This is a genomic window from Bacillus inaquosorum (assembly GCF_023238325.1).
GTDB classification, from domain to species: Bacteria; Bacillota; Bacilli; order Bacillales; family Bacillaceae; genus Bacillus; species Bacillus inaquosorum.
The window spans coordinates 3,134,895-3,147,994 of sequence record NZ_CP096592.1; the positions used below are offsets into that span (position 1 = coordinate 3,134,895).

The following is a 13,100-nucleotide window of genomic DNA, read 5'->3' on the forward strand; positions in this document are numbered from 1 at the left end:
CGCAAACAGGAAACCAAATGGAAGGAAGATCGATAAATGGACATTTCAACTGACGCTCTGATCGCCATCTCAATTATTTGGGGTTTTGTGTTTATCTACGCCGTCATGGCGACAATGGATTTTGGAGCGGGATTTTGGTCTATGATCTATTTAAACAAGGAGCACATGAAGGCCACCGACATTGCGAACCGCTTTCTGTCCCCGACTTGGGAGGTAACAAATGTCTTCATCGTGGCCATCGTTGTGGCGCTTTTCAGCTTTTTTCCGGGCGCGACATTTGTGCTCGGAACCGTTTTATTAATTCCCGGAAGCATGATTTTACTGCTTTTAGCGATCCGAAGCGGGTTTCTCGTTTTTTCAAACACAGCGAAAGAACGAAAATTGCTAAGATATATTTCCGGCATCTCCGGCTTTATCATCCCTGCTATTTTAATTTTGGTGCTTCCTGTGACGCACGGAGGGTTTATAGAAAAAACGGACGGAATCTATAACTTAAATATGTCTAAAATCTTTTCAAGCCCGAACGCCTATTCATTTATCGGGTTTGCGATTTTAAGCACTTTATTTTTATCCTCACTGCTGCTTGCTGATTTTTCAAATGTGGCGGAGGAACAAGATGCCTACCGCGCTTACAGAAAAAGCGCCTTGATTACCGGCCCTATTTCACTCCTGTTTGCTGTATGCATTATGCTGACTATGCGGAATGAAGCAAACTGGCTGTATAGCGGCATGATGAATGATTTCTCTTGGATTATTGCATCGTTCATTACATTTGTCATTGCTGGAATTGCTCTTTTTCTGCCTAACAAGAGCTTTGGCCAAAACATCGGAAAGCCGCGGCTTGCACTTGTCGCGATTGCGATACAGTATTTTCTGGCAAGCTACGCGTACGGGCGGGCGCATCTCCCTTATATGATTTATCCTGATGTGACAGTTATGTCGGGCTTCACAGAACCAGCAACGTTCAGAGCGCTGTTTGCGACGTATATTGTTGCATTTATCATCCTCTTTCCGGGCTTCTTTTTCTTCTGGAAAATGTTTATGCGAGATAAGCGGTATATCCGTCAGGAGGAATAGAGGACAAACCCGCCGGCTATACTAAGGCAGAACCTTGATAAGGAGGGGATGGCATGGAGCAGAAAATTCTATGCGAAGTCAACAACTGTTCTTATTGGGACAAAGGGAACAAATGCACCGCTGATGCCATTTATGTTGTCAGCCATACTGGTGAAACGGCTGAAAACAGCCGGGAAACGGACTGCAAAACGTTTAAGCCGCATGATTTGTAATCAAAAGAAAGAGCTGCCTCAGCCAGCTCTTTCTTTTCGCATGTTCAATGTTCTCAGTTTTTTTGTCATGACCCCGTTTGCAGGTGAAAACAATAAGGCACCTGTATAACATACACCTGTCATGGCCGCCATCGCTCCGGAAATCGAAACATTAAGCCACGTTGCGAAGAAATAGCCCATGACCGCTGAAAGCCCTCCAATCACCGCGCTGAGGATCAGCATATAAAGCAGCCGGTCAGTCAGCAAATGAGCTGCAGCAGGCGGGACAATCAGCATGGCCACAACCAATACAGCACCCACCGAATCAAAGGAAGCAACGGTCGTCAGCGACAGCATGCCCATTTGCACATAATGAATCAGCAAAACCGGTATTCCCAGAGCTAAAGCCATTTGCGGATCAAACGAAGCGATTTTGAACTCCTTATAGCACACACTGATCAACAATACATTTAAAACCAGAACAGATGCCAGCATCCAAAACGCTTTCGGCCCGATGTCAACTCGGAATACCGTAATCGTATTCCACGGCACAAAAGCGATTTCTCCCATTAACGAGTGCTCAATATCAAGATGGACATTCGCTCCATACACAGATAGCAAAATGACGCCGACTGCAAATAAGGATGTAAAAACAACGCCTATGGCGGCATCTGATTGAACCCCCTTGCTGTGGAGAAGCTGAACCAAAAATGCCGTTAACAGTCCAGATACAGCCGCGCCGATAAACATAGGAATCCCGTCAAGACTTCCTGTCACAAGAAAAGCACCGACGATGCCAAGCAACACAGTATGGCTGATCGCGTCGGCCAGCATTGCCATTCTTCTCAACACCAAGAATGTGCCGATCAGCCCACAGCTCACACCGACTAGTACACCAGTAGCTATAATCCATGCTTCAAAACTCATTTGCGATCTGTCCCTTCTCGGCATCAGGGGGTGCCTTTCGAAGCTCAGGCATCCGTCCATACAGCTTTAAGAGTGAAAAAAGCCGCTCTCTCGTTTCCTCAGGCAAACGATCCGGGACAAAATGATCCTGATCGAATTCTATATTCGCAAGCTCCATTTCATGCATGAGGTACACTTCATACATCCGCTGCTTCAAAGCGATGTGATAGCCTTTTTCTATCCCAGTGCGTGTCATTTGCCAAACCCCGTTTTCGATACGCACGATGCATCTCTCTTTTTCCAAGTTATTCAATACCCTAAGACATAATGAAGGGGATATCCGCCTTTTCTTTCTTACACCTTCAGCCGTTACATAAAGATCCTTCTTTTCATACTGCTCATAAATCGTCAGCAGCACCTGCTCTCGGCTTGTTTTCCGCCGCAGCCTTATCAGCCTTATTGCTTTTGCTGCCAATCCACGCTTAGGCGCGCAAATCATTGAAAATAGAAAGATCATTGTTGCTGATAAGATCATTAACGGCCCTGTCGCCATGCCCTTCATCGTCGTGCTCAGCAAGGTTCCGGCCACGCCGCTTACACCGCCTGTGACCCCGGCAATGACCATCATTCCGGTTAACCGCTCGGTCAAATACCTTGCAGCTATGGCAGGCGTAATCAGCATAGCCGCCATTAATATCACACCAACTGTCTGAAGCCCGATGACGACAGCACAGACGATAAGGCAAGCCAAAAGCCCGTTTAAAAAACGAACCGGCATTCCCAACCCCTTTGCAAACGCCAGATCGAAAGTGATCAATGTAAACTCCTTAAAGAAAACAATACAAAGAAGCAATAAAACAGCGGATATTCCTGCAATCAGAATGATATCCTGTCTGATCAATGAAGCGGCCTGGCCGAACAAAAAAGAATCAAGCCCGCTTTGGCTTCCCGCCCCCTGCTGCTGAATATATGTCAGCAGTATGATTCCGACGCCAAAGAACACAGAGAGAACAATCCCGATCGCCGAGTCCTCTTTTGTTTTTGAAAGCCGCGGAATCAGCTGAATACACCAAGTTCCAAGCAAACCTGCAAGCGCTGCCCCCAGCAAAAAGAAAGGCAGTGATTTTTGCCCGGTGAACAGAAAAGCGAGACACACGCCCGGCAGAGCTGAATGAGCCATCGCATCGCCGATTAAACTTTGCTTTCTCAGCAGCACAAAGCTGCCCAAAACACCGCTTGCCGCCCCGAGCAAAAGTGTACCCGCAAGCACCCACTGTGTATTTGGATGCTGGAGCTGCAGCCACAAACTTTCAAACAATGCGCTCACCCCTTCTGTCCTTCTGCCAGCACTTTATCTTTTAGAAACGTCAGCTTTCCTCCATACGTTTTTTGCAGGTTTTCGATCGTAAAAACGTTTTCCGCCGGTCCGAAAGCGATTTTTCTTAGATGAAGCAGTAGGATCCAATCGAAATAATCCTCGGCGGTCTGCAGGTCATGGTGGACGACAAGCACTGTTTTTCCTTTTTCTTTGAGTTCTGCCAAAAGCGTCATAATCGCCCGCTCCGTCGCTGCATCAACGCCGGCAAACGGTTCATCCATAAAATAAATGTCGGCGTCCTGGCAGAGCGCCCGGGCAAGAAACACACGCTGCTGCTGGCCGCCAGACAGCTGGCTGATCTGCCTTTTCGCATAATCAAGCATCCCGACTTTTTCTAAAGCGGCCTTCGCCATCTCCACATCAGTTTTTTTTGGCCTTTTTAATAAGCCGATGCGGCCGTATCTCCCCATCAGCACAACATCGAGCGCGCTTGTGGGAAAATCCCAGTCAACCGAGCCGCGCTGCGGAACGTATCCGATTCTTGTCCGCTGATCCTTATAGTCTTTGCCGTAAATAGAGATGTCTCCTGAAGCGCGGGGCACAAGACCGAGAATGGTTTTGATCAAGGTTGATTTTCCCGCGCCGTTTGGACCGATAATGCCAATCAGTTTTCCTTCCGGCACCTGCAGTGAAATTTCCTGCAGAACAGGCTTTTTATGATAAGCGACCGTTACATTATCGAGCTCAACAGGGAACATATCCATCACCTCTTTTCTTTATTTAAGCGCTTTGGTAATCGTGTTGATATTGTGGCGGAACATTCCTTCGTAAGTGCCTTCTTTTGTTCCCTTTTCACCCATGGCATCCGAATAAAGCTGACCGCCGATTGTGACTGTATGGCCTTTTTCTTTAGCCCCTTCTGCCACTGCATTGATTGATTTTTCAGATACGCTGCTTTCTACAAAAACAGCTTTTATTTGTTTTTCTGTCAGGAGATCGACCAGTTCCTGAACATCCTTTAATCCGTAATCCGAATCTGTGCTGAGCCCCTGCAGGCCTTTCACCTGAAATCCATACTCTTTCCCAAAGTAGGCAAAGGCATCGTGAGCAGTGACAAGCACACGGCTTTTCTCCGGAATATTCTCGATCTCCTGGCGCGACCACTTATCTAAATATTGCAAATCTTCTTTGTACTCTTTGGCATTTTTCTTAAAATCATCCGCGTGCTCAGGCATCGCTTTGCTGAATTGCGCTTCGATTTCATCCACTGCATAGATCCATAACGGAATGCTGAACCAAACGTGCGGATCAAACGTCTTGCCTTCTCCTGCAGAAATGAGCTTGTTTTTCGGTATAGCCTCAGCGACTGCCGCTGCTTGTTTTTGTTCGCCGATTTTTTGGAGAACGTCCTCCATTTTTCCCTCCAAATGCAATCCGCTGTACAGAACAACATCGGCTGACATTAGTTTTTTCGTGTCACCCTGTGAAGCTTTGTAAAGATGCGGATCGACTCCCGGCCCCATTAAAGAGGTGACTTTTACATGCTTTCCTCCAATGTTTTCGGCTGCATCGGCAATTTGGGATGTTGTTGCCGTTACCTGCAACTGTTGATCAGCGCTTTTTCCGGCTGAATCTGTTCCGCATCCCGTTAGAGCAAAGCAGGTCAAAAGCACTGCTGCCATCAGTCCCTGTTTCATTTTAACCCTCCTCTTTGCCATCAATGTCCGCTTATATTATCTTATGTTTTCATTTCTTAGACATGTGACATTAAATTAGCCAAAAGCATATTTTATTTAGTTAGGACAAAAAGTTTCCTTAGTGCAAAATTATCGCGTTTGCCCACTTTTGTCAAGGACAATTTTCACAAAAAAACCGGCTGGGTTAGCAGCCGGTCCAAACGAGAAGGGATGTATTCAACGAACGCTTTTACTATAACAGCACACTGACATTCTTTCAAAATGGCAAAATGCTTTTTTCTTATCCATGTTGCGTGAAAACATCCATTTTGGTCACATATTTTCGCATAATGTCCTGGTTCACCTCAACCCCTAAACCAGGCTGTTTTGACACAGAAATAAATCCATTATCAATACGGATATCAGGGGTCACAATATCCTCATCCCAATAACGTGAGGATGAAGAAATATCACCAGGTATTGTGAATTGCGGCAGTGAAGCTAGCGCCACGTTCTGGGCTCTGGAAATGCCAGTTTCCAGCATTCCGCCGCACCAAACCTGCATATGGTGCTCTCTGCATAAATCATGAATTTTTAAGGCTTCTGTTAAGCCGCCGACACGGGAAGGCTTAATATTAATGATTTTGCAGCTTCCGAGCTCAATCGCCCGTCTCGCATCATCAGCCGAACAAATGCTTTCATCAAGGCAAATGGCCGTTTTCAAATGTTTCTGCAAGTGGCGGTGATCAACGATGTCATCAGCTTGAAGAGGCTGCTCAATCATCATTAAATGGTACTCATCAAGCTCCTTTAAACGGCTGATATCCTTCAGCTCGTATGAGGAATTGGCATCGGCCATAAGCGGGATGTTTGGGAACCGACTGCGGATGGCCTTGACTAATTCCACATCCTGCCCAGGCTGAATTTTAATTTTTATTCTTTGATATCCTTCTTTTTGATAGCTCTCGATTTCCTTCAGCATATCGTCAAGAGGCGCCAGGCCGACAACTACCCCGGCAGGGACTTTATCTCTTATCCCGCCCAATGCCTCGGCAAGGGAAATGCCCTTCTTTTTTGCATAGATATCCCAGACAGCCGATTCAAGTCCTGCTTTTGCCATCCGGTTTCCTTTGAAGCGCGCCAGGCTGTCCGGCACTTCGGAAGGGTGCTTAAATTCACGTCCGACAACATTGGGAATAAAAAAATCCTTTAACATGTGCAAACATGTTCCAATGGTTTCTTCGGTGTACCAAGGCGAAGAGAACGCAGATACTTCTCCCCAGCCTGTGACACCGGATGTATCAATGGCTTCCACGATCAGAAATTTACGCTCTTGAAGCGTTTCAATACTGTTTTTGAACGGTTTCTTTAAATTCATGCTCAAATGGTAAAGCGTAATTTTCTCTATTTCGATCATAGCAGTTCTCCTTTACGCGCATCCTTCAGCTGATTTCGCAAGAGCTTATTAGACGCATTGCGCGGCAGGCTGTCCAGTATAAAGAATTTCGCCGGAATTTTATATTTCGCCAAGCGTTCTTTGCAGTAGGCGGTCAATTCTTCTGCGCTTACAGGCTTGTGAAGGACAAGATAGGCGTGGGGCACCTTCCCCCATTTTTTGTCCTCAGCACCTGAAACACCGGCTTCGGCCACAGCGGGGTGTGAAAGCAGCACTGACTCCACCTCAGCCGGATAAATGTTTTCTCCGCCTGATATGATCAGATCTGAACGTCTGTCTAATACATATAAAAAGCCGTCGCTGTCTAAATACCCCAGATCACCTGTTTTCAGCCAGCCATTTTGAAAGGAAGCTTCGGTTGCGCTCTCCCGGTTAAAATAGCTTTTCATGACATTCGGGCCTTTGACCATGATTTCACCGTGTTCAAACGGTTCACATGCCTGTCCGTCCCGCTCTATTTTAATTTCGCATGAAAACAGCGGTTTCCCTGCAGATCCGAGCTTTTCCATACTGAATTCCGGCGACAGGGTGACGATTTGTGAGCATGTCTCTGTCATTCCATAGGACTGAAAGACAGGGAATCCTTTCTCACGGCATTCCTCAAGCAACGGTAGCGGTGCAGGGCCTCCGCCGAGCAGGATGCATCTGATGGTTTCAGGGCAGCGGCTTGTTTCTTCCAAAAGACTGGCCAGCATTGTCTGCACCGCAGATATCATTGTCACTTGATGCCTGGTGATAGAATCCAGCACATCGCTTACGGAAAAGCGCTGGTGAAGCACGACAGTCATTCCGTAGATCACAGATTTAAATAACGCGGACAATCCGCTGATGTGAAAGAGCGGCAATGCGATAAGCCAGCGGTCTTGTTCTGTTATACCCAAATTAAGCGCGGATGACACCGCACTGAAATAATGGTTTCCGAACGTTTGCTGAACTCCCTTGGGCTTGCCTGTCGTACCCGACGTATACATCAGCGTTGCCGTTTTATCCAATTGCATATAATTCTCGATCGTAATTTCCTTTGCGTCTACTTGGGCAAGTTCGTCCACATCAATAGTTTGAACGGTGTGCTCATAATCTTGCTTGTCAAAGCTTGAATCTGTCAGTAAAAAGCGGGCGCCGGAATCCTCCAGCTGAAACAGCCTTTCATGTGTTGACAGCTTCGTATTCAGAAGCACCGCCTTAACACCGAGCAAAAAACAAGCGTGAACGGCGTAAACCATTTCTGTACGGTTTTGGAGCAAAATAGCCGCAGTGTCCCCTTTCCGAACCGAATGAGCAGCAAGCTGCGCCGCCATTTGCTTAGACGCAGCAAACAAGTCTGCAAATGTCACGGTTTGGTCTCCATAGATGAGAGCGATTCTCTCAGGTGTCAGATGTGCCCGTTGCATGAGCCAGTTGGGCTGTTCAGTCAGCATGTCATCATCTCCGAGGTAAAATGTCTGTATTGAAAAGAAAACAGCTTGGACCGCAAAGTCTCAAGCTGTTTGTTTACTAAGTATTGCTGATCACGGGAAACGAGGGAACTGTCCGAAATCAGGTTTGCGTTTTTCCTTAAAGGAATCACGGCCTTCTTTTGCTTCATCTGTTGTGTAGTAAAGAAGGGTAGCATCCCCTGCAAACTGCTGAATTCCAGCAAGTCCGTCCGTATCCGCGTTAAACGCAGCTTTAAGAAAACGAAGTGCGGTCGGGCTTTTTTCAAGCATTTCTTCACACCATTTAATCGTTTCTTCTTCAAGTTGTTCCAAAGGAACGACTGTGTTGACAAGACCCATGTCCAGTGCTTCCTGCGCGTTGTACTGACGGCACAGGTACCAGATTTCACGAGCTTTTTTGTGTCCAACGATTCGAGCCAGATAGCCAGAACCGTAACCAGCGTCAAAGCTTCCCACTTTAGGGCCTGTTTGTCCGAAAATCGCGTTGTCGGCAGCGATTGTTAAGTCACATACGATGTGAAGCACGTGGCCTCCGCCGATCGCATATCCGGAAACCATCGCAACAACCGGTTTCGGAATGACGCGGATTAAACGCTGAAGATCCAGTACGTTTAGACGCGGAATCTGGTCGTCTCCTACATATCCGCCGTGGCCGCGCACTTTTTGGTCTCCGCCAGAACAAAATGCTTTGTCTCCGGCACCTGCAAGCACGATAACCCCGACGTTTTGATCGTCTCTCGCGTCAGCAAACGCATCAATCATTTCAGCAACCGTTTTAGGGGTAAACGCGTTATGTACCTCAGGGCGATTGATTGTTATTTTTGCAATACCATTATACGTTTCATACAATATTTCATCGTATGTCCGTTTTGTTTTCCATTCTGCAGCCATATGATGACCTCCTTTTATTCTCTATGTGAGTGAATCAGATGCTTGTTAAAAACTCACTCACTATTTTACCAAAAAATCGCGGTTGTTCCACATGGACCGTATGGCCGGCGTTTGGAACAATCTCTATTCTACTAGATGGAAGCTTCTTATGCACCTCTTGATTGATGGCACAAAACTTTTCGTCCCACTCCCCACAGATCAGAAGCACAGGCACCTCAATTTCGTCTACACGGCTCCACCAGGAAGGCTGTGAGCCGGTGCCAATACCGGTTAAACTGTTCGCAAGCCCAATCTTATTGTTTCGCAGACGGCCCGACCGTATCCTGTGCCGAATATCTTCAGCCAGCCGCTGCTGGGATGAAAACAAAGGGATGCTCTCCCAATACTGCACAAAAGCTTTGATGCCGTTGCACAAAATAAAATCTGCAAGCTTTCGGTCCCGCATGATTCGTTCCCGCCGCTCTTCAAGCGTTTTGAGCCCCGGCGTTGTGCTTTCAAGCACAAGTGCCGATACCCGTTCGGGATATGTCATCGCAAAAGAATAAACAAGCCTTCCTCCCATAGAATACCCAATCAATTTCACTTTGTGAAGTTTTAATTGATCAAAAATCTGGGCAAGGTCAGAAACTTGCCGGCTTGTGCCGTATCTTTTCCCATTCAGAGGGGCATCGGTTTCACCATGCCCTAAACAATCAATTTTGATCAAACGGGAATCAGGCAGCATCCCATCAAGAAAATTCCATGATTGTTTGCTGCCGGTAAACCCGTGCAGACAGACGATGGCTTCGGAAGCATTCGGCCGCTCGTCTGTCACAGCATATCGGACACCGTCTGAAACCGTTATGTTTACAGTTCCCATTGTTTTTTCACTTCCCGCACAGCCTCATTCAGCATATCGCGATGAAGGTGGACTCTTGATTGTCGATCCGTTTTGATTTCTATCAAATGGAGTCCGGGCTTGTCTGCCTGCGGCGCGTAAGCTGCTTTGAATTCATCCCATGAAGCCGGGCATGAATACGTACCGCCGTATAGTGCAGCCGCATGCTTGAAATCGAGCCCTGTCGGCGTGCCGAACAAATCTTCAAAATGTGCTTTCTCAGATGCCTGCGGCAAAAATGAGAAAATCCCTCCGCCGTCATTATTCACGAGAATCACAGTAAGAGGAATGCCCAGCTTTTTAGCAGCCAGCAGTCCGTTTAAATCGTGATAAAAAGATAAATCTCCAATCACGAGGGTAACAGGCGCTTTTGTCCCTTCACATACCCCCATGGCAGAGGAAACGACACCGTCTATCCCGTTTGCGCCCCGGTTTGAATAAATTCGGAAATCGCGTTCCTGCTTTTCAAAAAACGTATCAACATCCCTGATTGGCATGCTGTTGCCGACAAACAGCGAGCTGTTTTCAGGCACAAGATGCTGAAGGATCCGATAGAGATTGCCTTCAAACGAAACCTCTTCACTGCTGATTGTTTGCAAATGCTCACGGAACCGCCCATTGACAAACTGCCACTTTTCCAGCCATTCTGATGACCTGGTGATGTCAGCAAGGTCAGCCATGATCGCTTCAGCAAAAGCAGACGCGTTGCAATGAATCATATGCGCGCTTGCCTGTGTCGGGTCTCTCCACCCTCCATCCTCGTCAATCACAATCTGCTGAATCGCCGGATCATCCTTAAGCCATAAGAAAACCGGTTTTGAAACAGGCATCGGACCAAAGCGGATGACAACATCTGGACGCAGTTTCGCCTTCAGCTCATCATCTTTTAAAAATGAATCGTACGCATCAATGACAGTGCTTTTATCATGGACGCCGTTCCGCAGATTAGACAGCGGGTCCGCTAAAATCGGATATTGAAGCGCCTTTGACAGTGCAATAATGTTTTCCTTATCCGTATCACTATGGAGCTCTCCGCAGACGATCATTCCTTTTTCAGCCTCTGTCAGCATCACAGCCACATCGGACAGGGATTCCCGGTCAACAGACTGCGTTCCCGTTTTCACAGACACGTGACGGCCTGTTCTCATTCTTCCAAACGGCTCAGCTGAAAGATCCGGCATCAGCGGTTCGCGCAGCGGCACATTCACATGCACAGGTCCCATAGGGCGCTTTTGTGCTTCGCCAGCGGCACGGCTGGCCAGCGTTCGAATATATCTCAGCATATGCGGAGACTCTTCAGGAAGAGCAGAGTCTGTGAAAAACTTAACAAAGTTACCGAATAAGAAGTGCTGATTAATAGCCTGCGGTGCGCCTACTTCGCGCAGCTCGTGAGGCCGATCAGCAGTTAACACAATAATGGGCACTCTTGAATAATGGGCTTCAATCACAGCCGGATAAAAGTTAGCCGCGGCTGTTCCTGATGTGCAGATCAAAAGCACGGGACGCTGCTTCGCTTTTGCCAGCCCTAAAGCAAAAAACCCGGCAGATCTTTCATCAATTTGAACATGGACGCTGATATCAGGATGCGCGGCTGCAAGAATAGCCAGCGGTGTGGATCTTGAGCCCGGACAAACGACGGCGTCCGTAATTCCGGAAAGGGCGAATTCATCCATAAAACTTCCGATGTAATGAGTAATCGGGTTAGCTGTCAACGCCTCTCACCTCCTAATGCAGAGATCATCGGCTTCAATTTAATCTGCGTTTCCTCATATTCCAATTGCGGGTCTGAGTCTTCCACAATGCCGCACCCAGCAAACAGCCTTGCTGTGCTGCCTTCGATCAGCCCTGAACGGATGGCCACTGCGAATTCCCCGTTATCCTGGCTGTCAATCCAGCCGATAGGAGCCGCATACCAGCCGCGGGACATCGGTTCGATCTTTCTGATCACTTCAACAGCTTTTTTCTGAGGTGCCCCCCCAAGCGCAGGTGTGGGATGCAGTTTCTCAATTAAGTCAAAAAGCGAAGCAGACTCACGAAGCTGTCCGACAATCGGCGTAAATAAGTGCTGGACGCTTTTCGTTTTGTACAATGCAGGTCCGTCAGGCTTTTCAACCTCCGAACAGCTTGATATGAAAGCGTTATGGATCATGCCTACAACAATATCATGCTCCAGCAGATTTTTCTCATCGTTTAATAATTCAAGGCCTATCCGGCGGTCTTCTTCTTCATCCGCGCCGCGTTTAATGGAGCCTGCCAGACAAGAAGACATAACAGTGCTGCCGTCTCTTTTGATCAGTCGTTCTGGAGACGCGCCGACAAAGGTTTGGCCTTCCTGTTCGATTGCGAAAACATAGCTTGTCTGCTGATCGTTCAGAAGCGTTTTAAGCATCGGTTCAATTTGGACCGGGCCGTCAAACGTGAGCAGCAGCTCTCGGGCAAGAACCACTTTATCATATTGTTTCTCTTTAATTTGGCTTGTTGCCGTTTCGATTGCTTTCAGCCAATTATCCTTATCCAGCTCTTGAGATGCTGCAATCGCAGCCTGATCTCCTTGCTCTAAAACTGGAACCATAAATTCCGCTGCAAAAGCTTTTAAGCCTTCCAAAACAGCTTCTGCATCTTCTTCTTCGCTTACCCATCTGTTGACTGTTAAGAATGGGCCTTCAGCAGTCATCGTCAGCATAAGCGCAGGCACAAAGAAATCCCCTTCCGAGAAATGGTCCCATTGTGTACCTCTTTCTTCGCAAGGGTCAAAAGAAAATCCTCCGAATAACACAGGTCCCACTGCAGAATGCTGCAGCTTTTCTTCTTCATAAATATGAAAAGCCGTCTTTTTAAAGCGCTCCCATTGTTCAAAAACCTCGCGGTACCGCTCGCTGTTTTTTTGATTTGTCTGGAAAACCGCTTCTTTGCCAAGACCGACTATTGTCAATTCACTTTCAGGATCTGACCAAAAAAATCGATTGCCTGTATATTTTTTTGCTCCGTAATTGAAAAATGATAGAGGGTCAAGAGACTCGATTTGTCTCGAATAGCTTATTAAGACAGCATGGTTGACTTCTTTGGCTTTATGTAATGCATGTAGAACTTCCTTTCGGAACGTACGCTGCACCGTTGTCACCATGAGACATTCCTCCATAATCCTTAAAATGCTTTTAATACCATACACCTGTGTCTCCTTTGTGTCAAACACACAGATCATGCAGTCCAAATGGCCTGCCTTACCTATTATAAACCTAATTTCAGAAATGAAAAAGAAACAAACCTTAATT

General features: G+C 47.0%; 12 protein-coding genes. 2 read left to right on the plus strand and 10 right to left on the minus strand.

Going from position 1 to position 13,100, the window contains the following annotated elements; all coding sequences use genetic code 11:
* Positions 1-36 precede the first annotated feature (36 nt).
* Both M1M80_RS15880 and M1M80_RS15885 read left to right on the plus strand, forming a co-directional pair.
* Complete coding sequence (locus tag M1M80_RS15880) at positions 37-1,077, plus strand: cytochrome d ubiquinol oxidase subunit II (RefSeq protein ID WP_003238056.1); 1,041 nt, start codon at positions 37-39, stop codon at positions 1,075-1,077.
* 53 nt (positions 1,078-1,130) lie between these two features.
* Positions 1,131-1,289 (plus strand): DUF1540 domain-containing protein, encoded by a 159-nt coding sequence (locus M1M80_RS15885; protein ID WP_003238057.1) that lies wholly within the window; start codon positions 1,131-1,133, stop codon positions 1,287-1,289.
* A gap of 18 nt (positions 1,290-1,307) precedes the next feature.
* On the opposite strand, the gene mntD is transcribed toward M1M80_RS15885, so the two are convergent.
* The 10 genes from mntD to M1M80_RS15935 all read right to left on the minus strand — a co-directional run bounded on the left by mntD (position 1,308) and on the right by M1M80_RS15935 (position 12,952).
* The gene (mntD, locus tag M1M80_RS15890; protein ID WP_060399344.1) at positions 1,308-2,195 is read right to left on the minus strand and encodes a manganese ABC transporter permease MntD; all 888 of its coding nucleotides are present in this window, start codon (positions 2,193-2,195) and stop codon (positions 1,308-1,310) included.
* The gene (locus tag M1M80_RS15895) at positions 2,185-3,492 is read right to left on the minus strand and encodes a metal ABC transporter permease (protein ID WP_060400053.1); all 1,308 of its coding nucleotides are present in this window, start codon (positions 3,490-3,492) and stop codon (positions 2,185-2,187) included. The genes mntD and M1M80_RS15895 overlap by 11 nt, the downstream gene beginning before the upstream one ends.
* A 5-nt stretch (positions 3,493-3,497) precedes the next feature.
* Positions 3,498-4,250: a manganese ABC transporter ATP-binding protein MntB gene (gene mntB / locus M1M80_RS15900; RefSeq protein ID WP_003238062.1), complete on the minus strand. Its 753-nt coding sequence runs from the start codon at positions 4,248-4,250 to the stop codon at positions 3,498-3,500.
* A gap of 18 nt (positions 4,251-4,268) precedes the next feature.
* Positions 4,269-5,189, minus strand: a complete 921-nt coding sequence (gene mntA / locus M1M80_RS15905; RefSeq protein WP_060399345.1) for a manganese ABC transporter substrate-binding protein/adhesin MntA — start codon at positions 5,187-5,189, stop codon at positions 4,269-4,271.
* A gap of 280 nt (positions 5,190-5,469) precedes the next feature.
* The gene (gene menC, locus M1M80_RS15910; RefSeq protein ID WP_060399346.1) at positions 5,470-6,585 is read right to left on the minus strand and encodes an o-succinylbenzoate synthase; all 1,116 of its coding nucleotides are present in this window, start codon (positions 6,583-6,585) and stop codon (positions 5,470-5,472) included.
* The gene (locus tag M1M80_RS15915) at positions 6,582-8,042 is read right to left on the minus strand and encodes an o-succinylbenzoate--CoA ligase (protein ID WP_060399347.1); all 1,461 of its coding nucleotides are present in this window, start codon (positions 8,040-8,042) and stop codon (positions 6,582-6,584) included. The genes menC and M1M80_RS15915 overlap by 4 nt, the downstream gene beginning before the upstream one ends.
* A gap of 90 nt (positions 8,043-8,132) precedes the next feature.
* Complete coding sequence (gene menB / locus M1M80_RS15920) at positions 8,133-8,951, minus strand: 1,4-dihydroxy-2-naphthoyl-CoA synthase (RefSeq protein ID WP_003219322.1); 819 nt, start codon at positions 8,949-8,951, stop codon at positions 8,133-8,135.
* A gap of 34 nt (positions 8,952-8,985) precedes the next feature.
* Positions 8,986-9,810 (minus strand): 2-succinyl-6-hydroxy-2,4-cyclohexadiene-1-carboxylate synthase, encoded by an 825-nt coding sequence (menH, locus tag M1M80_RS15925; RefSeq protein ID WP_060399348.1) that lies wholly within the window; start codon positions 9,808-9,810, stop codon positions 8,986-8,988.
* Positions 9,798-11,540 carry a 2-succinyl-5-enolpyruvyl-6-hydroxy-3-cyclohexene-1-carboxylic-acid synthase gene (gene menD, locus M1M80_RS15930; RefSeq protein WP_060399349.1) on the minus strand — a complete coding sequence of 581 codons (1,743 nt, stop codon included), beginning with the start codon at positions 11,538-11,540 and terminating at the stop codon, positions 9,798-9,800. Before menD ends, menH begins: the two co-directional genes overlap by 13 nt.
* On the minus strand, positions 11,537-12,952 hold the full coding sequence (locus M1M80_RS15935; RefSeq protein ID WP_060399350.1) for an isochorismate synthase: 1,416 nt from the start codon (positions 12,950-12,952) through the stop codon (positions 11,537-11,539). Before M1M80_RS15935 ends, menD begins: the two co-directional genes overlap by 4 nt.
* Between the last annotated feature and the right edge of the window lie 148 nt (positions 12,953-13,100).